The 19,552-nt window shown below is 60.8% G+C and carries 28 protein-coding genes; 3 read left to right on the top strand and 25 right to left on the bottom strand.

Annotation, left to right across the window (positions count from 1 at the left end; translation table 11 throughout):
- Nucleotide 1: 1 nt before the first annotated feature.
- The 23 genes from rplR to A9D13_RS20585 all read right to left on the bottom strand — a co-directional run bounded on the left by rplR (nt 2) and on the right by A9D13_RS20585 (nt 15,268).
- Entirely contained in the window at nt 2-346 is a 345-nt protein-coding gene (gene rplR / locus A9D13_RS14465) for a 50S ribosomal protein L18 (RefSeq protein ID WP_066775198.1), read from the bottom strand.
- 1 nt (nt 347) lies between these two features.
- Complete coding sequence (gene rplF / locus A9D13_RS14460) at nt 348-881, bottom strand: 50S ribosomal protein L6 (protein WP_066775195.1); 534 nt, start codon at nt 879-881, stop codon at nt 348-350.
- Complete coding sequence (rpsH, locus tag A9D13_RS14455) at nt 881-1,276, bottom strand: 30S ribosomal protein S8 (RefSeq protein ID WP_066775192.1); 396 nt, start codon at nt 1,274-1,276, stop codon at nt 881-883. The genes rplF and rpsH overlap by 1 nt, the downstream gene beginning before the upstream one ends.
- Nucleotides 1,277-1,287: 11 nt before the next feature.
- On the bottom strand, nt 1,288-1,593 hold the full coding sequence (gene rpsN / locus A9D13_RS14450) for a 30S ribosomal protein S14 (RefSeq protein ID WP_066775190.1): 306 nt from the start codon (nt 1,591-1,593) through the stop codon (nt 1,288-1,290).
- A 26-nt stretch (nt 1,594-1,619) separates the two neighbouring features.
- Nucleotides 1,620-2,198 carry a 50S ribosomal protein L5 gene (rplE, locus tag A9D13_RS14445; protein ID WP_066775188.1) on the bottom strand — a complete coding sequence of 193 codons (579 nt, stop codon included), beginning with the start codon at nt 2,196-2,198 and terminating at the stop codon, nt 1,620-1,622.
- Nucleotides 2,191-2,511: a 50S ribosomal protein L24 gene (gene rplX / locus A9D13_RS14440; RefSeq protein ID WP_066775186.1), complete on the bottom strand. Its 321-nt coding sequence runs from the start codon at nt 2,509-2,511 to the stop codon at nt 2,191-2,193. Before rplX ends, rplE begins: the two co-directional genes overlap by 8 nt.
- Nucleotides 2,511-2,879, bottom strand: coding sequence for a 50S ribosomal protein L14 (gene rplN / locus A9D13_RS14435; RefSeq protein ID WP_066775183.1), 369 nt, complete (start codon nt 2,877-2,879; stop codon nt 2,511-2,513). Before rplN ends, rplX begins: the two co-directional genes overlap by 1 nt.
- Nucleotides 2,880-2,948: 69 nt before the next feature.
- On the bottom strand, nt 2,949-3,239 hold the full coding sequence (rpsQ, locus tag A9D13_RS14430; protein WP_066775180.1) for a 30S ribosomal protein S17: 291 nt from the start codon (nt 3,237-3,239) through the stop codon (nt 2,949-2,951).
- 11 nt (nt 3,240-3,250) lie between these two features.
- The gene (rpmC, locus tag A9D13_RS14425; RefSeq protein WP_066775178.1) at nt 3,251-3,454 is read right to left on the bottom strand and encodes a 50S ribosomal protein L29; all 204 of its coding nucleotides are present in this window, start codon (nt 3,452-3,454) and stop codon (nt 3,251-3,253) included.
- Entirely contained in the window at nt 3,454-3,888 is a 435-nt protein-coding gene (gene rplP / locus A9D13_RS14420) for a 50S ribosomal protein L16 (RefSeq protein ID WP_066775176.1), read from the bottom strand. The genes rpmC and rplP overlap by 1 nt, the downstream gene beginning before the upstream one ends.
- Nucleotides 3,889-3,911: 23 nt before the next feature.
- Nucleotides 3,912-4,607: a 30S ribosomal protein S3 gene (rpsC, locus tag A9D13_RS14415; protein WP_066775174.1), complete on the bottom strand. Its 696-nt coding sequence runs from the start codon at nt 4,605-4,607 to the stop codon at nt 3,912-3,914.
- Nucleotides 4,608-4,609: 2 nt separating this feature from the next.
- On the bottom strand, nt 4,610-4,987 hold the full coding sequence (gene rplV / locus A9D13_RS14410; protein ID WP_066775171.1) for a 50S ribosomal protein L22: 378 nt from the start codon (nt 4,985-4,987) through the stop codon (nt 4,610-4,612).
- The gene (gene rpsS, locus A9D13_RS14405) at nt 4,987-5,262 is read right to left on the bottom strand and encodes a 30S ribosomal protein S19 (RefSeq protein ID WP_066775169.1); all 276 of its coding nucleotides are present in this window, start codon (nt 5,260-5,262) and stop codon (nt 4,987-4,989) included. The genes rplV and rpsS overlap by 1 nt, the downstream gene beginning before the upstream one ends.
- Nucleotides 5,263-5,267: 5 nt before the next feature.
- On the bottom strand, nt 5,268-6,104 hold the full coding sequence (rplB, locus tag A9D13_RS14400) for a 50S ribosomal protein L2 (protein WP_066775167.1): 837 nt from the start codon (nt 6,102-6,104) through the stop codon (nt 5,268-5,270).
- Nucleotides 6,105-6,106: 2 nt separating this feature from the next.
- A complete protein-coding gene (locus A9D13_RS14395) occupies nt 6,107-6,421 on the bottom strand; it encodes a 50S ribosomal protein L23 (protein ID WP_066775164.1) in 315 nt (104 codons plus the stop codon).
- Nucleotides 6,414-7,040 (bottom strand): 50S ribosomal protein L4, encoded by a 627-nt coding sequence (gene rplD / locus A9D13_RS14390; protein ID WP_066775161.1) that lies wholly within the window; start codon nt 7,038-7,040, stop codon nt 6,414-6,416. Before rplD ends, A9D13_RS14395 begins: the two co-directional genes overlap by 8 nt.
- A gap of 3 nt (nt 7,041-7,043) precedes the next feature.
- On the bottom strand, nt 7,044-7,898 hold the full coding sequence (gene rplC / locus A9D13_RS14385; RefSeq protein ID WP_066775832.1) for a 50S ribosomal protein L3: 855 nt from the start codon (nt 7,896-7,898) through the stop codon (nt 7,044-7,046).
- A 297-nt stretch (nt 7,899-8,195) separates the two neighbouring features.
- On the bottom strand, nt 8,196-8,507 hold the full coding sequence (gene rpsJ, locus A9D13_RS14380; protein WP_066775157.1) for a 30S ribosomal protein S10: 312 nt from the start codon (nt 8,505-8,507) through the stop codon (nt 8,196-8,198).
- A gap of 176 nt (nt 8,508-8,683) precedes the next feature.
- Nucleotides 8,684-9,874, bottom strand: a complete 1,191-nt coding sequence (gene tuf, locus A9D13_RS14375) for an elongation factor Tu (protein ID WP_066775155.1) — start codon at nt 9,872-9,874, stop codon at nt 8,684-8,686.
- 105 nt (nt 9,875-9,979) lie between these two features.
- Complete coding sequence (fusA, locus tag A9D13_RS14370) at nt 9,980-12,073, bottom strand: elongation factor G (protein WP_066775151.1); 2,094 nt, start codon at nt 12,071-12,073, stop codon at nt 9,980-9,982.
- 176 nt (nt 12,074-12,249) lie between these two features.
- Nucleotides 12,250-12,720 carry a 30S ribosomal protein S7 gene (gene rpsG, locus A9D13_RS14365; RefSeq protein ID WP_066775149.1) on the bottom strand — a complete coding sequence of 157 codons (471 nt, stop codon included), beginning with the start codon at nt 12,718-12,720 and terminating at the stop codon, nt 12,250-12,252.
- A 159-nt stretch (nt 12,721-12,879) separates the two neighbouring features.
- Nucleotides 12,880-13,251 (bottom strand): 30S ribosomal protein S12, encoded by a 372-nt coding sequence (gene rpsL, locus A9D13_RS14360; RefSeq protein ID WP_066775147.1) that lies wholly within the window; start codon nt 13,249-13,251, stop codon nt 12,880-12,882.
- A gap of 460 nt (nt 13,252-13,711) precedes the next feature.
- Nucleotides 13,712-15,268, bottom strand: a complete 1,557-nt coding sequence (locus tag A9D13_RS20585) for a hypothetical protein (RefSeq protein WP_156522090.1) — start codon at nt 15,266-15,268, stop codon at nt 13,712-13,714.
- Nucleotides 15,269-15,395: 127 nt separating this feature from the next.
- Between A9D13_RS20585 and A9D13_RS20975 the strand changes: the two genes are divergently transcribed.
- The 3 genes from A9D13_RS20975 to A9D13_RS14345 all read left to right on the top strand — a co-directional run bounded on the left by A9D13_RS20975 (nt 15,396) and on the right by A9D13_RS14345 (nt 18,055).
- A complete protein-coding gene (locus A9D13_RS20975; RefSeq protein WP_066775144.1) occupies nt 15,396-16,388 on the top strand; it encodes a hypothetical protein in 993 nt (330 codons plus the stop codon).
- Nucleotides 16,389-16,390: 2 nt separating this feature from the next.
- Nucleotides 16,391-17,221 carry a universal stress protein gene (locus A9D13_RS14350; protein ID WP_066775142.1) on the top strand — a complete coding sequence of 277 codons (831 nt, stop codon included), beginning with the start codon at nt 16,391-16,393 and terminating at the stop codon, nt 17,219-17,221.
- A gap of 153 nt (nt 17,222-17,374) precedes the next feature.
- Entirely contained in the window at nt 17,375-18,055 is a 681-nt protein-coding gene (locus A9D13_RS14345; protein ID WP_066775140.1) for an energy transducer TonB, read from the top strand.
- Between the two features lie 48 nt (nt 18,056-18,103).
- Here the strand turns inward: A9D13_RS14345 and A9D13_RS14340 are convergent, their stop codons facing one another.
- Both A9D13_RS14340 and A9D13_RS14335 read right to left on the bottom strand, forming a co-directional pair.
- Nucleotides 18,104-18,922 carry a LysR family transcriptional regulator gene (locus A9D13_RS14340; protein ID WP_066775138.1) on the bottom strand — a complete coding sequence of 273 codons (819 nt, stop codon included), beginning with the start codon at nt 18,920-18,922 and terminating at the stop codon, nt 18,104-18,106.
- Between the two features lie 71 nt (nt 18,923-18,993).
- Nucleotides 18,994-19,458, bottom strand: a complete 465-nt coding sequence (locus A9D13_RS14335; RefSeq protein WP_066775135.1) for a hypothetical protein — start codon at nt 19,456-19,458, stop codon at nt 18,994-18,996.
- Nucleotides 19,459-19,552 lie beyond the last annotated feature (94 nt).

Here is a 19,552-nt window from a genome sequence, read left to right as displayed (position 1 = left end):
ATCAGAACTCCAGCCCGCCTTCACGCGCGGCATCAGCCAGCGCCTTGACGCGGCCATGGAACAGGAAGCCGCCACGATCGAACACGACGGTGGTCACGCCCGCCTTCTTGGCAGCAGCGGCGATGTCCTTGCCAACCTGCGAAGCGGCATCGACATTCGCGCCCGAAGCCTTTTGGCCGAGGGTCGAGGCAGCAGCCACGGTGCGGCCCTCTGCATCGTCGATGATCTGCGCATAGATGTGCTTGCCGGTGCGGTGCACCGACAGGCGGGGCTTGCCACCCGAACGAGCGCGGAGCGCAGTGCGCACGCGGCGACGGCGGCGTTCAAAAAGAGAAAGCTTAGCCATCTTACTTCTTCTTCCCTTCCTTGCGGAAGATATACTCGCCCTGGTACTTGATACCCTTGCCCTTGTAAGGCTCAGGCTTGCGCCACTGGCGAACTTCTGCAGCGAACTGACCAACGGCCTGCTTGTCGATGCCCGACACCAGCACGGTAGTCTGATCAGGCGTCTTCACCTCAAGACCTTCGGGAATGTCGAGGTCGACATCGTGGCTGAAGCCGAGCTGAAGCTTGAGCTTCTTGCCCTGCACCGACGCACGATAGCCAACACCCTTGATCTCGAGCGTCTTGGTGTAACCCTCGGTCACGCCCTCGATAAGGTTCGAGACCAGCGTACGCTGCATGCCCCAGAAGGAACGGGCCTTCTTGGTGTCATTGACAGGCTGGACGGCGATCGCGCCGTCCTTGACTTCATAGGTGACCAGGTCGGTCAGCCCCATGGTGAGAGTGCCCTTCGGGCCCTTCACCGAAAGCGTGCCGTCGGCGATCTTCGCCTCGACGCCGCTGGGGATCGCAACCGGCTTTTTACCGATGCGGCTCATCAGAACACCTCCGCCAGCACTTCGCCGCCGACGTTCTCGGCACGTGCCTCGGCATCCGAGAGCACGCCCTTGGGCGTCGAGACGATGGTGATGCCAAGACCGCCACGGACATTCGGAAGCTCCTTTGAGCCCGAATAGACCCGGCGACCGGGCTTGGAGACGCGGGCGATCAGCTTGATCGCGGGTTCGCCCTCGTAATACTTCAGTTCAATCCGCAGCGCGGGGTGCTTGCCCGAAGCGTCTTCGCTGTAGCCACGGATGTAGCCTTCGCGCTGGAGCACTTCGAGAACATTCGCACGCAGCTTCGACGCGGGCGAAAGGACGGAATCCTTCTTCGCCTGCTGGCCGTTGCGGATACGGGTGAGCATGTCACCCAGGGGATCGGTCATCGCCATAGGTTAATTCCTCACCAGCTCGACTTGGTCAGGCCCGGGATCAGGCCCTTGTTGCCGAGGTCACGCAGTTCGATACGGTTGAGGCCGAACTTGCGGTAATAGCCGCGCGGGCGGCCGGTGGTGGTGCAACGGTTGCGCACGCGGGTCGGGTTCGCATTACGGGGAACCTCGGCCAGCTTGAGACGCGCAAGCCAACGCTCGCCATCATCAAGCGACTCGTCGTCAGCAATCGCCTTCAGCTTCGCAATGCGGTTAGCGTACTGCTTAACCAGCTTCTTGCGACGCTCGTTCTTGTTCACGGAACTCAGTTTCGCCATGGACTTAAGCTCTCTTTCTCAGCGGCTCACGCCGCTTCCTTCTCTGCCGACTCTTCAGCCGGGAACGGGAAACCGAACAGACGCAGCAGTTCGCGCGCCTCGTCATCGGTCTTTGCGGTGGTCGTCACGATGATGTCCATGCCGCGCACCTTGTCGATCTGGTCGTAGCTGATCTCAGGAAAGATGATCTGCTCCTTCAGGCCCATGGCATAGTTGCCACGGCCGTCGAACGACTTCGGGTTGAGGCCGCGGAAGTCTCGGATGCGGGGCATCGCGATCGTGACGAGACGGTCGAGGAATTCGAACATGCGTTCGCGGCGCAGGGTAACCTTGCAGCCGATCGGCATGCCTTCACGCAGCTTAAACTGCGCGATCGACTTCTTCGCCTTGGTGATCACTGGCTTCTGGCCAGCGATCAGCTCCATTTCCGCCGCAGCGGTCTGGACCTTTTTCTTGTCCTGGCTCGCTTCACCCACGCCCATGTTAAGCGTGATCTTCTCGAGCTTCGGAACTTCGTAACGGTTGGCGTAACCGAACTTCTCGGTCATCGCCTTGACGATTTCCTCGTCGTACTTCGTGCGAAGACGCGGAGTATAATCAGCCATCAATCGTCTCCCCGGACTTGACGGCAACGCGCACCTTCTTGCCGTCCTTCGTTTCGAAGCGGACACGGGTGGGCTTGCCGTCCTTGGGATCGGCAACGGCGACCTTGCTGATCGCCATCGGTGCAGGAGCGCGGTCGATGCCGCCCTGCGGGTTCATCTGGGTCGGCTTGCGGTGACGGGTGATGACGTTGACGCCTTCCACCACGACCTTGCCGTCCTTGGGCATGACCTGGGCGACCGTACCGGTCTTGCCCTTGTCCTTGCCCGAAAGCACGACGACGCTATCGCCCTTCTTGATCTTCGCGGCAGCCATTACAGCACCTCCGGCGCAAGCGAGATGATCTTCATGAAACCCTTGCCGCGCAGTTCGCGGACGACGGGGCCGAAGATACGGGTGCCGATCGGCTCCTCGCTCTTGTTAACGAGAACGGCGGCGTTCGAATCGAAACGAATGACGCTGCCATCGGGACGACGAACGTCCTTCTTGGTGCGGACGATGACGGCACGGTGCACGTCGCCCTTCTTCACCTTGGCACGGGGCTGCGCCTCCTTGACGGAAACGACGATCACGTCGCCAACGCTCGCGGTGCGGCGCTTCGATCCGCCCAGCACCTTGATGCACTGGACGCGCTTGGCGCCGCTGTTGTCAGCAACGTCAAGGTTTGACTGCATCTGGATCATGGATCCGGTTCCTTCTACTCGGCTTGCCGGAACATGTCCGGCAGTTCCAAAACTCTACTGCAGGCGCCCTTAGTTGCCTGCGGCCTCGACGTCGAGATCTGCTTCGATTGCAACGTCCGCCTGTCCACCGACGCGGTCGATGACCTTCCACGTCTTCAGCTTCGAGATCGGCTTCGTCTCTTCGATGCGAACCCACTCGCCGGGGCGGTAGGCATTCTCTTCATCGTGAGCGTGATACTTCTTCGAGCGGCGGATGATCTTCCCGTAAAGCGGGTGCCTCACCTTGCGCTCGACCTTCACGACCACGGTCTTGTCGGTCTTGTCGGAAACAACCGTCCCGATCAGGATACGCTTGGGCATGTGGTTGCTCCTTAGTTCGCTGCGCGGGCGCGTTCGCCCTGCAGCGTCTTGATGCGCGCAATCTCGCGGCGGACTTCCTTGATGCGAGCGGGACGCTCGATCTGGTTGGTCGCAGCCTGGAAGCGCAGGTTGAACGCCTCACGCTTGAGATCGGTGAGATCAGCGGTCAGCTGATCGTCGCTCTTGGCGCGCAGGTCTTCAGTCTTGTTCGCCATTATTCGCCTCCGAGGTGCGAGGTGTCGCCGAGACGGGCAACGACCTTCGTCTTGATCGGCAGCTTCATCGCAGCACGCTCGAACGCTTCTGCAGCAAGCGGACCGGCAACGCCGTCCAGCTCGAACAGGATGCGGCCGGGCTTCACGCGGGCTGCCCAGTATTCGACCGAACCCTTGCCCTTACCCTGACGGACTTCGGCAGGCTTCTTCGAAACCGGCACGTCCGGGAAGACGCGGATCCAGAGACGACCCTGGCGCTTGATGTGACGCGTGATCGCGCGGCGAGCCGCCTCGATCTGGCGTGCGGTGATCCGCTCCGGCTCCATCGCCTTCAGCCCGTACGAGCCGAAGTTCAGATCCGAGCCGCCCTTGGCGTTGCCATGGATCTTGCCCTTGAACGCCTTGCGGAACTTGGTTTTTTTCGGTTGCAGCATTGCTCTTACCTTAAGTCCCTATCTCAGCGCGCCGGACGCACGCCGGAGGTCTGGGCCTCCATCATCAGACGGTCCTGAGCCATGGGGTCATGGCCAAGGATCTCTCCCTTGAAGATCCACACCTTGATGCCGATGATGCCATAAGCGGTCAGCGCCTCGGCTTCGGCATAGTCGATGTTGGCGCGCAGCGTGTGAAGCGGCACGCGGCCTTCACGATACTGCTCGACGCGGGCGATTTCAGCGCCGCCGAGACGGCCACCGCACATGATCTTGATGCCATCGGCACCCAGACGCATGGCGGACTGCATCGCGCGCTTCATCGCGCGGCGGAAAGCCACGCGGCGGATCAGCTGATCGGCGATGCCCTGAGCGACGAGCTTGGCGTCGATTTCCGGCTTGCGGATCTCAACGATGTTCAGCTTCACTTCGCTGTCGGTCATCTTGGCCAGCTTCGAGCGCAGCTTTTCGATGTCCGCACCCTTCTTGCCGATGATGACACCGGGGCGAGCCGCGTAAATCGAGATGCGGCACAGCTTGGCCGGACGCTCGATGACCACCTTCGAGATCGCGGCCTGCGGCAGCGAGTCGATGATGAACTTGCGGATCTCGATGTCTTCCTTGAGCAGGCCGGCATAGTCGCGCCCTTCGGCGTACCAGCGGCTTTCCCAAGTGCGGTTGATCTGAAGACGCAGACCGATCGGATTGGATTTATGACCCATGATCAGGCCTCCTCGACTTCACGAACCACAATGCGCAGCCGGCTGAACGGCTTCAAGATGCGCGTGGACTTGCCACGGCCCCGCGTGTGGAAACGCTTCATGGTGATCGACTTGCCGACCGATGCCTCAGCAACGACCAGGGCATCGACGTCCAGGTTGTGGTTGTTCTCGGCGTTGGCGATTGCGCTAGCGAGCACCTTGCGTGCGTCGACAGCCATTGCCTTGCTCGAGAAAGCGAGGATGTTCATCGCCTCCTCGGCCTTCTTGCCGCGGATAAGACCAGCAACGAGGTTCAGCTTCTGTGCCGAGCCACGGATCGTGGTCCCGACTGCCAGAGCCTCGTTATCGGCAACGCGGCGCGGAGCTTTCTGCTTGCTCATCAGCGCTTGCCCTTCTTGTCTGCGGCGTGACCCGGGAAGTTGCGCGTGGGTGCGAACTCGCCGAGCTTGTGGCCGACCATGTCCTCATTGACGGACACGGGGATGAACTTCTGACCGTTGTAGACGTTGAACGTCAGACCAACGAACTGCGGCAGGACCGTCGAGCGGCGCGACCAGGTCTTGATCGGCGCGTGGCTATTCTTTTCCTGCGCGTCTTCTGCTTTCTTAAGCAGCGACAGCTCGACGAACGGACCCTTGCGAAGCGAACGTGCCATGGGTCTTACCTCTTCTTCTTCGCGTGACGGGACCGGATGATCATCTTGTCCGTCTGCTTGTTGTTACGCGTGCGGGCACCCTTGGTCGGCTTGCCCCACGGGGTAACCGGATGACGGCCACCCGAGGTGCGGCCTTCACCACCACCGTGCGGGTGGTCGACCGGGTTCTTGGCGACGCCGCGGGTCAGCGGGCGCTTGCCCATCCAGCGACGACGACCGGCCTTGGCGAGGGTCTGGTTCGAGTTGTCGGGGTTCGAGACCGCGCCAACCGTACCCATGCAATCGCCACGCAGGTAGCGCTGCTCGCCCGAGTTGAGGCGCACGATCACAAGACCGCGGTCACGACCGACGATCTGCGCATAGGCACCTGCCGAACGAGCGATCTGGCCGCCCTTGCCCGGCTTCATCTCGAGGTTGTGACAGATCGTACCGACCGGCATGGTCGACAGCAGCATGGCATTGCCAGGCTTGGTGTCGGCCTTCTCGGCTGCCACGACAGTGTCACCCACGGCAAGACGCTGAGGTGCGAGGATATAGGCCTGTTCGCCATCCTCATACTTGATCAGCGCGATGAACGCGGTGCGGTTGGGGTCATACTCCATGCGCTCGACGGTAGCGGGCATGTCCCACTTCCGGCGCTTGAAGTCGATGTAGCGGTACTTCTGCTTGTGACCGCCGCCAATGCCACGCGAGGTGACATGACCCTTGTTGTTACGGCCACCGGTCTTGCGCTTACCCTCGGTGAGCGACTTGACGGGCTTGCCCTTGTAGAGCCCCGACTTGTCGACCAGCACGAGGCCGCGGCGGGCCGGGCTCGTCGGTTTATAGTTCTTGAGTGCCATGATTAGCCCCGTACGCCTTCGGTGACATCGATCGACTGGCCTTCGGCCAGGGTTACGATCGCCTTCTTCACATCGGTGCGCTTGTAGGGTGCACCCTTCCAGCGCTTGGTCTTGCCCTTCTGGACGATGGTGTTCACGCCCGTGACCTTCACGTCGAACAACGCTTCGACCGCAGCCTTGATCTGCGGCTTGGTAGCGTCATTGGCGACCTTGAAGACGACCGCGTTATTCTCCGAGAGAAGCGTGGCCTTCTCGGTGATGTGCGGCGCAACGATCACGTCGTAATGCCGGACGTCGATTTCCTTAGCCTTAGCCATTGAAACGTGCCTCCAGCTTTTCGACAGCGGCGCGGGTAAGCACCAGCGTGTCGTGGTTGAGAATGTCGTAGACATTGGCGCCCACGGCGGGGAGCACATCCACGCCGACGAGGTTGCCGGCTGCCTTGGCGAAACCGCCCTCGACCTGCTCACCGTCGATCACAAGAACCTTCTTGCCGAAGCCCAGCTTGGCGAAGTCGGCGGCCAGCGCCTTGGTCTTGGCATCGGCCATCTCAAGCGTGTCGAGAACAAACAGATTGTCGTTCTTCGCCTTGCTCGAGAGCGCCATACGCAGACCCAGCGAGCGGACCTTCTTGTTCAGCGACATGTCGAAATCGCGCTTGCGAGCACCGTGAGCCTTACCACCACCGATGAAAATCGGAGCAGCGCGGTCACCGTGACGAGCCGTGCCGCCGCCCTTCTGGCGACCCCACTTCTTGCCGGTACGGGCAACGTCCGAACGCTCACGCGTCGGGCGGGCCGTGGCGCGACGGTTCCAAAGCTGCCAGGTGACAACGCGATGGAGGATATCCTCACGCGGTTCGAGACCGAAGACGTCGTCGTTCAGCTCGATGTCGCCCGACGCCTTGCCGTCGAGTTTCTGGACCTTCACCTTCACGGATCAGCCCTCCTTGTTCTCGCCGCCATCGGCAGCGTTGTTTTCGGTGTCGGCACCGGCTTCCTGCTCGTTCAGCAGGGTTTCCTGCTGCTCGGCCGAAACTTCCGTCTGCACTTCATGCTCTGCAGCACCTTCGACCATACCGGCCGGCGCTTCATCATGCTCGGGAGCAGTGCCCTTCTTCTCGAGAACTGCACCGGGGAACGGAACACCCTCGGGAAGCGGCAGCTTCACGGCGTCGGAGACGAGCAGCCATGCATTCTTCGCACCCGGGACCGAGCCCTTGACGAAAATCAGGCCGCGGTCGGCGTCGGTGCGCACGACTTCCAGGTTCTGCTGGGTGCGCTGACGGTCGCCCATGTGGCCGGCCATCTTCTTGTTCTTGAACACGCGACCCGGATCCTGGCGGTTACCCGTCGAACCGTGCGAACGGTGCGAGAGCGAAACGCCGTGGGTGGCACGCAGACCGCCGAAGCCCCAACGCTTCATGGCGCCGGCAAAGCCCTTACCCTGGGTGTGGCCGGTGATGTCCACCTTTTGGCCCGCGATGAAATGCTCAGCCGAGATCGACGAGCCGACGGGAAGGAGACCCTCTTCGTCCTCAAGGCGGAATTCCGCCACCTTCATCTTGAGTGCAACCTCAGCCTTCGCAAAATGCTCACGCTGCGGCTTGGCCACGTTCTTCTGCTTCGCCTCACCAGCACCGAGCTGCACGGCGACGTATCCGTCGCGGTCCAGGGTGCGGTGCGAAACGACCTGACAATCTTCCAGCGCCAGAACGGTAACGGGCACGTGCCGACCGTCCTCCTGGAACAGGCGGGTCATCCCGACTTTCTTGGCGATCACGCCGGTGCGCATGATCAAAACTCCTAAACATGGGCATAGCGACCATTCGCCATAGGCCCGGTGACAGAGGCACTCGAGGGACCATCCCCCTGGTGCGTGAAGAGCCGTGGAGACATATGCCGCCACGGCTATTCTCAGCCCGATATTTCGAAACGTCGCCCCGTCCGGGCTGGATGCTCTCACCCCAGAAGGTGGAAGCAAGACGGGGGACGCGGCCCGGAGCATAATGTCGCTTCGAAAAACGACACTCCGGCGGTATCCCGATGTCTGCGAAAGCCCTCTCAGGCCTTCCGCGAGACCCGCGGCCTATCAGGCCAGCTTGATCTCGACATTGACGCCAGCAGCAAGGTCGAGCTTCATCAGGGCATCGACCGTCTGGGCATTCGGCTGCACGATATCGAGCAGACGCTTATAGGTACGGACCTCGAACTGCTCGCGCGACTTCTTGTCGATGTGCGGACCGCGGTTCACGGTGAACTTCTCAATACGCGTCGGCAGCGGAATGGGGCCCCGGATCAGCGCGCCCGTGCGACGGGCGGTTTCGGCGATCTCACCGGTTGCGGTGTCGAGAACGCGATGGTCGAACGCCTTAAGGCGAATGCGGATATTCTGAGCTTCCATGTCCAATACCGATGCGAAAGAGCCGTGAGATCACTTTTCAGCAACCTCTAAAAAAAGAAGGTCCGCCCCACCTTGCCTGTTGCCAGGAAAAGGGGCGGCCCCCGAAAATTCGTTGCCGGCGAACCGGCGAAACCTGGCCGGCAGGGAATCACTCCCTGCCGGCGAGCAGGCCTATATTACTTCGTGATGGTGCTGACAACCCCCGAACCGACGGTACGGCCACCTTCACGGATTGCGAAGCGCAGACCTTCGTCCATCGCGATCGGAGCGATCAGCTTCACGCCGATGGTGACGTTGTCACCGGGCATGACCATCTCGGTGCCTTCGGGAAGGATCACTTCGCCGGTCACGTCGGTGGTGCGGAAGTAGAACTGCGGACGATAGTTCGCGAAGAACGGCGTGTGACGGCCACCTTCGTCCTTCGACAGGACGTAGACTTCTGCGCTGAACTCGGTGTGCGGGTTGACCGAACCGGGCTTGCAGAGAACCTGGCCACGCTCGACGTCTTCACGGGCAACGCCGCGAACCAGTGCGCCGATGTTGTCGCCAGCTTCGCCCTGGTCGAGCAGCTTGCGGAACATTTCCACACCGGTGACTGTGGTCTTGCGGGTATCCTTGAGGCCAACGATCTCGACTTCCTCGCCGACCTTCACGATGCCGGTTTCGACGCGGCCGGTCACAACCGTACCACGACCCGAGATCGAGAACACGTCTTCCACGGGCATCAGGAACGGCTTGTCGACCGGACGCGCGGGCTGCGGGATGTAGTCATCCACGGCCTTCATCAGCTCGAGGATCTTGTTCTTGCCGATTTCGTCGTCGCGGCCTTCGAGAGCTGCGAGAGCCGAACCTGCAACGATCGGAATATCGTCGCCCGGGAAGTCGTAGCTCGAGAGAAGCTCACGGATCTCCAGCTCAACGAGCTCGAGCAGTTCCGGATCGTCGACCTGGTCGACCTTGTTCATGAACACGACGAGAGCGGGAACACCGACCTGACGAGCGAGCAGGATGTGCTCACGGGTCTGGGGCATCGGGCCGTCCGCTGCGTTCACCACGAGGATCGCGCCGTCCATCTGGGCGGCACCGGTGATCATGTTCTTCACATAGTCGGCGTGCCCCGGGCAGTCGACGTGCGCGTAGTGACGTGCGTCGGTCTCATACTCGACGTGTGCGGTCGAGATGGTGATGCCGCGCTCACGCTCTTCGGGAGCCTTGTCGATGTTTGCGAAGTCAACGGCGGCGCCGCCGAATTCTTCAGCAAGCACCTTGGTGATCGCTGCGGTCAGCGTGGTCTTGCCGTGGTCGACGTGACCGATGGTGCCGATGTTGCAGTGCGGCTTGTTCCGCTCAAACTTAGCTTTCGCCATTTTAAAAACCTCTGTTCGTCTGGATCTATTGATCGTGTTTGATTGTAGGCGGGACAGAGACGGCACCCGCTGAATCAGGCGCCGCCCCTAGACCGTTAGGATTGCTTACGCAAGCTTCTCCTTGACCTCGGCTGCGACATTTGCCGGAACCTCGTCATAGTGGCTGAACTGCATCGTGTACTGCGCACGGCCCTGAGTGAAGGAACGCAGCTCATTCACGTACCCGAACATGTTCGCCAGCGGCACGTTGGCTTCAACGGCCTGCGCGTTACCGCGCGTATCGGTGCCCTGGATCTGACCACGACGGCTGTTGATGTCACCGATCACGTCGCCGAGGTAATCCTCGGGGGTAATGACTTCCACCTTCATGATCGGTTCGAGCAGCTTGATACCCGACTTTTGCGCGATCTCGCGCATCGCACCGCGACCGGCGATTTCGAATGCGATCGCGCTCGAGTCGACGTCGTGGTAAGCGCCGTCGTAAAGCTCGACGGTGAAGTCAATAATCGGGAAGCCGACCAGATAGCCGCCTTCGGCCTGCTCACGAAGACCCTTTTCGATCGCGGGGATATATTCCTTCGGAATGTTACCGCCTTTGATGTTGTCTTCGAAGACAAAGCCCTGACCGCGCTCACCGGGGGTGACCTTGACCTTGACGCGGCCGAACTGACCCGATCCACCCGACTGCTTCTTGTGGGTGTAGTCAACGTCAACCGGCTTCGCGAGATATTCGCGGTAAGCCACCTGCGGCGCACCAACATTCGCTTCGACCTTGAACTCGCGCTTCATGCGATCGACGAGAATGTCGAGGTGAAGCTCGCCCATGCCCTTGATGATGGTCTGACCCGACTCGTGGTCGGTTGAAACGCGGAACGAAGGATCCTCAGCAGCCAGGCGGTTGAGGGCAACGCCCATCTTTTCCTGGTCGGCCTTGGTCTTCGGCTCCACCGACAGTTCGATGACCGGCTCGGGGAACTCCATGCGCTCGAGGATGATCGGCTTCGCAGGATCACACAGCGTGTCGCCGGTGGTCGTGTCCTTCATGCCTGCCAGAGCGACGATGTCGCCAGCGTAAGCTTCTTCGATGTCCTCACGATTGTTGGAGTGCATCAGCAGCATGCGGCCGACCTTTTCCTTCTTCTCCTTCACCGAGTTCAGAACCGAACCCTTGGTGAGCTTGCCCGAATAGATGCGGGTGAAGGTGAGCGAACCGACGAACGGGTCGTTCATGATCTTGAACGCAAGTGCGGCGAAGGGAGCATCGTCCGATGAAGGACGCGTGTCCTTCTCGTCGCTGTCGGGCAGAACGCCTTCGATGGCCGGAACGTCGAGCGGCGACGGCATGTAGTCAACCACCGCGTCGAGGAGGGGCTGGACGCCCTTGTTCTTGAAGGCCGAACCGCACAGCACGGGAACGAAATCACGCGCCATGGTGCCCTTGCGGATCAGCTTCTTCAGCGTCGCCGCATCAGGCTCTTCGCCTTCGAGGTAGGCTTCCATGATCGCATCGTCCTGTTCGACGGCGGTCTCGATCAGCTTCTCACGGTATTCAGCAGCCTTATCGGCAAGGTCTTCCGGAATGTCGACGTAATTGAACGTCGCGCCCAGACCGTCATTTTCCCAGACGATACCACGGTTGTTCACCAGATCGACAACACCCTGCAGGTCGCTTTCCGCGCCGATCGGGAGATAGAGGACCAGCGGGGTTGCGCCGAGACGATCGATAATCGACTGCACGCAGTAATAGAAATCCGCGCCAGTACGATCCAGCTTGTTGATGAAGCACATGCGCGGAACGCCATACTTGTCAGCCTGACGCCACACGGTTTCCGACTGCGGCTCAACACCGGCAACGCCGTCGAACACCGCAACCGCGCCGTCCAGCACGCGCAGCGAACGCTCGACTTCGATGGTGAAGTCGACGTGGCCGGGCGTGTCGATGATGTTGATGCGGTGCTTCGGACCCTGGCCATCTTCGGCGGCCCAGAAGGTCGTGGTCGCAGCCGACGTGATCGTGATGCCGCGTTCCTGCTCCTGCTCCATCCAGTCCATCGTGGCGGCGCCGTCGTGGACTTCGCCGATCTTGTAGGACTTGCCGGTGTAGTACAGGATCCGCTCGGTCGTGGTGGTCTTGCCAGCATCGATGTGAGCCATGATGCCGATATTGCGGTAGCGTTCCAGCGGATATTCGCGGGCCATGGAAAATTCCTCGGGGTGAGTATGAAGCTTTAAACAGCGTGGCGTGCCGATCCCGGCCTTCGCTCTGCTGTCGACTCTCAACGGAGCCGAATGCGCCCCATATAGTGATAAATGTGACCGGTGAAAGACACGGCCGCCCTGCTTTTAGCCCGGACGACCGCGTCTTTCCACAAGTCTTACCAGCGGTAGTGGCTGAACGCGCGGTTGGCGTCGGCCATGCGGTGGGTGTCTTCGCGCTTCTTCACGGCGTTGCCGCGGTTGTTCGAAGCATCCATCAGCTCACCCGACAGGCGGGCGGCCATGGTGGTCTCGGGGCGGTTGCGGGCCGCGGTGATCAGCCAGCGAATGGCCAGAGCCTGCGCACGCTCGGGGCGAACCTCGACCGGAACTTGGTAGGTCGCACCACCGACGCGGCGGCTGCGGACTTCGATCTGCGGCATCACGTTGCCAAGGGCATCGTGGAACAGCTGCACCGGATCGGCCTTGGCGCGAGCCTCGACGGTTTCGAGGGCGCCATAGACGATCTTCTCGGCAGCCGACTTCTTGCCGTCGAGCATGAGGTTGTTCATGAACTTCGACAGGACCTGATCACCATACTTGGGATCCGGCAGGATGACGCGCTTTTCGGGGCGACGACGACGTGACATTTTATCCGTACTCCTTTGGAGTTCAGGGGCGGCTCCAGCCCGTCTCCCCCACCCAACCACCCGATAAGTTATCGGTGATCATCGGGTGGTTGGGTGGGGGAGACGGGCTGGTACCGAGGAGCGGCCGGATGGCCGATCCGCACCCCCAAAAAAAGCTTCTTACTTCGGACGCTTGGCGCCGTACTTCGAACGCGACTGCTTGCGGTCTTTCACGCCCTGCGTATCCAGAACGCCGCGCAGCACGTGGTAACGCACACCGGGAAGGTCGCGAACACGACCGCCGCGGATCAGCACGACCGAGTGCTCCTGAAGGTTGTGGCCTTCGCCCGGGATGTAGCTGATGACTTCACGGCCGTTGGTCAGGCGCACCTTGGCCACCTTGCGAAGTGCCGAGTTCGGCTTCTTAGGCGTGGTGGTGTACACGCGGGTGCAGACGCCGCGCTTCTGCGGGTTCTGCTCCATCGCAGGAACCTTGCTCTTGGCCTTCTGCGGCTCGCGGCCCTTGCGGACCAGCTGGTTAATCGTAGGCATTTATACGTTCCTTGTTTCCGGGCCGGATGGCCCGGCGTCACTTTTCCGAACGGGAGGTTTCCCGTCCGGGGTCACCTCATCCGGGCGGGAGAGCGATTACCGCCCTCCCCGATGAGGTTCCGCTCTCCCCCGCACCAGAGTGAATGGGTGAGAGCGGCGAAAAACTCATTCGCGAGCCGCCGTTCGGATTGTCCGGGAGATGGAGGAAAGGACGTGCCGAAACCGCCATGGCGGCAGGCCTACATATAAAGGCCGCCGGAGGCGAAGATCGCACGAACCGAAACGCTCCACCCGGGTCCAGCCGGGTTACTTTGACGGATAACGAGGCCCGGACCATTCAGGACCGCCCCACTCACCGGCAATGTTCAGCTCTATCCGCGTGAGGGAATCCTTGCTTGAAGGATGGCCTACCTGCGGTTGGCGCGGCCCTTAGGGGGATTCGGGGGCGGGGTCAAGTGGCTCAGCCAATTAGGAGCTTTGCCCGAACCGCTAGACCGAACAAGAAAATGAGGATGCCGGACAGGATCGTTTGGCACGTTGCCAGCACTCCCACGACGAGACCGTATGCACCCGAGTCCTCACCTATTAATTTTCCGTCGAACAAATTTGAACCATCAACGGAAATGCCGATAGGAAAGATATGCTGGAAGGATAGTTTTGCCGCGTCTAGCAGGACTTCTGGACGTAGAGTTCCGCCAATTTCTGTCAAACCTTGCGCAAATGCACCAATTGCTGCGTAGGTAGCGGCCGAACAAAGAAGCAAAACTAATAAGGAGACAATTGGCCGATATAGGCTCACGCCAAAGTTCGAGACCAAGCCATAAAATCTTGACACAAATTTTGCGAAACCGACATTGCTAGACTTATAGGATCGGGATTTTATCTCCATCCGCCTAAACCTGTGCTCCAAGTCTCGACGACCATCCTGTCGATGACGGTCTGAAATGATCTGGCAAGATCGCTCCAATGCATCCAAGCGAGCGTCGCGATCCCACTTGGATAAAGCCCTTATTTCCTTGATTTCTTCATCGCAGGCGGCCTCGGGCGTTTTTGCATAGAGTCGAATATCAATAGGTTGATTCAAACGCACCTCGCAAAATTCCGATAATTTCAGAGAGGTATTTAAAAAAACAACCTTGTCATCAAATCGACAGTTTTTGAATACATTTCGATAGTCACTTGAAGAATTGATTAAAACAATTTCGAAAGTGGCATAGTTTTCTATAACAGATCGATGAAAATTGAAAATACCGTCACCGCCCATTTCAGATAAATTTATTTTCCCAATATGCGCATCAGATGCATCGAGATTATTATTTTCAGTTCTCCTACAAATTACTGATTTCATTGCGCCACGGATAACAATTCTATTTATCTTACTGTCTGTGACTTCTAAAGATCTTGGTAGCGTGTTTCGATTGTGCGCAACTAATTCATTAAATTCGCAATGATTTACTTTTGCATCTCGACTGTCAAAAATAACCGTTCCATTACAGAAGCATCCCGTAAATTCACTTTTTGCGTTTTTGATATATCCATCAAATCGGCAGCTAAAAACCTTATTAGGATGAAATTCACCTCCATCTATATCACCAATGAAATGGCAATTGTTAAAATTCGCTTTGATGAAGGGGATCGCATACTCGGACCTGACCGTCAGATTGGTCCATTCAAAGTTTTGAACAAATACAGGATTACGTTCACAGCATATCTTTAAAACCCGATTTAAAAGAGCCCACTCTTTGTCTTTCCAATTCTGCTTTGAGAGAGCTGGATGAGACGATTTCCAAGGGATATAGGCTATATGATATCGGCCGATATCAGGCACATCTATAAGATGACCCATTGCTAAAAGCTGATCGTCACTTGCAAGACCACCCCCATTGCCGGAACGCCGCCAGAAATCTTGCAAAGATGTGCCTTGCTTGGACTTTTTATTTTTTAAAGATTCCCAGTCATATGATAGACGGTTAGCAATTTCTTCTCTCTCGGAAGACGACCCCAAGTTGGCGTTCACTCGAACTCCCTTCGCGTAAAATCCACAATTTAAACCTAGCACCAGATAACCTTGTCAGGTTTTATTTTCCTACACCCCCACGGCCCAATATCCCCCGCCGCTCCATCCCCCACCGGAGCGCTCCCCCATGCCGAAACCCCACCACACCGCCGCAACCGACACCGCACCCTTCCCCTTCACGCCCCTGCCCCGCGCCACTCACGGCAAGTTCACTGCGCAGCGGCAGCGGCATTTCATTGCGGCCCTGGCGGCGACAGGGTTTGTGGGGGATGCGGCGCGGGCATGCGGGGTGAGCGAGGCGGCTGTTTACAAGGCGCGCAATGCGCCCGCTGGCAAAAGCTTTCGCGCCGCCTGGGATGCGGCGCGCATGTCGGACACGGCGCTGGCCGCGCGGGCGGAGCGCTGGCGGGCGAAGGCGCGCACGCATGCGGCGGCGGCGAAGGGGCAGCTGGCTTGCGCATCGGCGCGGCCTGCGCAGCGGACCAGCCGGACCGCCTTTACCGCGCCCGAGCCTGACGCCAACGATCCGCTGCTGCGCTTTGCGCCCTTCGTCCACCCAGCCCCGCGCCGCAACTCGATCACGCCCGACCGGCAGCGCGGCTTTATCGCCGCGCTCGCCGCCAGCGGATCGGTGCGGCAGGCGGCGCGCAGCATCGGGGCCAGCATGGAGGCGCTTTACAAGCTGCGCGCGCGCCACGGGGCGGAAGAATTTGCGCAGGCGTGGGAAAAGGCCATCGACCTTGGCATCGCAAGGCTGGAGGATACAGCGCTTGCCCGCGCGCTGGAGGGCGAGGCGCGGCCCATCGTGTCGCATGGCGAGGTGATCGGCGAATATCGCAAGCATAACGAGGCGCTGGTCATGTTCCTTTTGCGCCATCGCCGCAGCCAGCGATACGGCGGGGCCCATGCCGCTGCCCAGCCAAACCCGGCCGCGCAGGAACGCGCGCTGATCGCCAGCATCAATGCAAAGCTCGATCGCGCGCATGCGCAGTGGAAGGCGCGGCAGGCTCTGCGTGATGCCCCCGGCGGTGGCGGCGAACTGCGCCAGATCAATCCGCCTTCCCCAATCGCCACGCCCAAGCATCTTGCAATGGCGCGAGAGGGCGGCATAACTCTATAGGCATGACCGCACCAATTCTTGTCGCCACCGATCTTTCGGGCCGAGACGACCGAGCCATCGACCGCGCCGCCATGATGGCGCGCTCTCGCGGAGCAACCCTTGTGGTGGTGCATGCCGTGCGCCCCGGCAGCCGGCTTGCCGGAAAGCCGGATGAAGCCGAAGCAGCCCTGCGCGCCGCGATGCCCGACGGGCTGGAAGACGGGCTGACGGTGGAACTGCTGAGCCCCGAGGGTTACCCCCCCGACGAAATCACCGAGCTGGCCGACGAGGTGGGCGCGCAGCTGATCGTGACCGGCGTGGCGCGCTATAACGACATCGGCGATTATTTCCTGGGGACGGCGGTCGATTTCATCATCCGCCACGCACATGTGCCCGTGCTGGTGGTGAAACAGCGCCCGCATGCGCCCTATACGCGCATTGTCGCGGGCAGCGATCTGTCGGGCACGTCGGCGCAGGCCCTGGGCTATGCCGGGCAGCTGTTGCCGCAGGCCGCGATCCGGCTGATCCACGGGTGGAGCGTGCCTTTTGCCGGCTGGCAGAAATCGAAGCATGTCGCGAAAGAGGTCGAGGAAGGCGCGCAGGAATCGCTGGACGCCTTTATCGCCAGCGACCTGATCGCGCCGGAGGTCAAGACCCGCATCACTGCCATGCTGGTGGAGGGAAGCCCCGAAAAGACGATCCGCGCCGCGATTGCCGAATGGCCGGCCGATCTGCTGGTGCTGGGATCGCAGGGTCATACCGCGATGCACCGTGCCTTCCTTGGCAGCACGGCGGAAAACCTGCTGGGCAGCGCGCCGATTGACACGCTGATCGTTCCGCCATCGGGCGAGTGATTTTCGGGCGCTTGCGGCGCAAGCAAGCCATACCAAAGTAGAATGGTAGACATTGGCATGTTACATGGTAACATGCCTCTCCCAACGCGCCCGGAAACGCCGACGGAACAACAAGATGATGGCTGTTCGGGCGCTCTTAAGGAGAGATGCTCGATGGCTTATACGGATACGCAGAACAGCAGGCATCGCACCGCGACCATCGTTTCGGTCGCGGCCATTCACGCAGCATTGGGATATGCGCTGCTGACAGGTTTCGCGGCGACGGTGATCGATACGGTCACGGATAATGTGAAGACCAGCTTCATCGAAAAGCCTGATGTGACGGTGCCATTGCCCCCTCCGCCACCGACGCCCGACGCCGCACCGAAAAGCGATCCGATCGTGCAGGCGCCCGATCCCATCATCAAGGTCCCCGTCCCGCGCCCGGTGCCCGACGTGACCTTCACCAATGAATTCGACACGACGGTGATCGCGCTTCCTTCCGCCAGCGACGGTCTGGGCAAGGTGCCGCTGCCGACGCCGAAACTGCCGGGGATCGAACCGATGGGCGCCACGCCCCGAAATGCGCCCGGCGAATGGGTGACGCCCGATGACTATCCCTCGCGCCCGCTGCGGCAGGGGATCGAGGGGACGGTCGGGTTCCGCCTTGCGATCGGCGCGGATGGCCGGGTCGATAATTGCACGATCACCCGGTCCAGCGGCAATGCCGAGCTGGATGCCGCGGCCTGCAAGCAGATCGCCCGCCGCGCCCGTTTCGACGCCGCGCGCGACAGTGAAGGCGTGCGGGTCAAGGGTAGCTATGAAAACTCGGTCCGCTGGGTGATCCCGCGCTGACGTGAAACCGAAGGCGGCGGCGTTACGCGTCGCCGCCATCCCCACATCTCACTCGGTCGCGGACAGAAACTCGATCAGCGCCTTCACTTTCTTTTGCCGCCATTGGGGTCGCGGGGCGACCAGCCAATAGGTCGCGCGCGTGTCCTCCACATCGGACATGGCGATCAGCCGCCCGGCGGCGATATCGTCCTCCACCAGCTGCAAGGGCAGCAAAGCGCGGCCCATGCCGCCCTGCACCGCCGCCAGTGCCTGCCCCGTCGCGCCGACGCGCAGGCCCGTATCGGCATCGTCGGCCACTTCGCCTGTGTCGCCATCGCGGCGCGGACCGCCGGGCCAGCTGATCCAGCAATCGGGTGCGCCGGGTGCTGCCACCTCAACCCTTTTTCCGGGTGCCAGCGGCACACCTTCCAGATCGCCCGGCCCATCGGCCAGCCGCACCGCGAAATCGAGGTTCGCCTCGGTGAAATCGGTGTCGTGCCCGCCCGCCATGTGGAAGCGCACTTCGGGGTTCGTTTCACGATAGCTGGCAAGCCGGCGCGCAAACCACGCGCCAAAGAAGTCACGCGGCGCGGCAAAAGTGTATTTATGGCTCGACTGCCCCGCCTGCATCGCATGGACCGCTTCCTCGAAGCGCAGGAACCCGCTCCTGAGCGAATCCAGCCCGGCCGCGCCCTCGTCGGTCAGCTCCAGCCCCTTGGGCGTGCGGCGGAAGAGGACAACACCGAGAAGGTCCTCCAAGGCGCGGATCTGCTGGCCCACGGCGGCAGGCGTCACCGCCAGCTCGTCCGCGGCGCGGGTGAAGGACAGGTGCCGCGCCGCCGCATCGAGCACGCGCAAACCGTTCAGGGGCAAGTGAGTACGCTTCATTGTGGACCCGCTGATAATGCGAAGTGGCCCGATGGGCAACGCGCGGCTTGCCCGCCGCTTACCCCTTTACCTCAATCCAGCGTGCCAAGGCATTTGCGCCCATACTTGCCCCAGTTCGCCTCGCCATAGGAATGCTCGCATTTCGCTTCGCATTCGCCCTGGCTCGCAAAAGTGCCAAGGCCCGAGGAGAATTCCTTCAGATCGACCTCGTGCCGCACGCCGACCTTGCGGCACAATTCGGCGATATCGGTTCCGCAATCGCCATAAGTCGTGCAGGCCGTGGTCTCGCTTGTGCGGTGATAGCCGATGCAGGCAGCGGTGGTCTTCGTGCCGCGGTTATAGGTCTTGCACACGGCGTAGAGCGAGGGGCCCTGAGCTTGTGCCCCGCTCGCCTCACTCTCGGCGGCTTCCCCAACGGCAGCGGCCTCGTCTTGCGCCAGAGCGACAGGCGCGGGCACGAAGCTGGTGACAGCGAAAATGGCAGTGGCAGCGATCGCAGTACCGAAAAAGGCATTGCGCAGGCGGATAATCGACATAGGGACCCCATTCCTTCCGACGCGACCCGGATGGCTGCCCGACTATGGCGAAAATTGATGACAGAGGATTAAGCCCCGCCCCGAAGCCGGCGGT

It is taken from the genome of Croceicoccus mobilis, from assembly GCF_001661965.1.
In the GTDB taxonomy this organism is placed as follows: Bacteria; Pseudomonadota; Alphaproteobacteria; order Sphingomonadales; family Sphingomonadaceae; genus Croceicoccus; species Croceicoccus mobilis.
The sequence above is the reverse complement of the archived record's forward strand: the minus strand, read 5'-3'. Positions and strand labels throughout refer to the sequence as shown.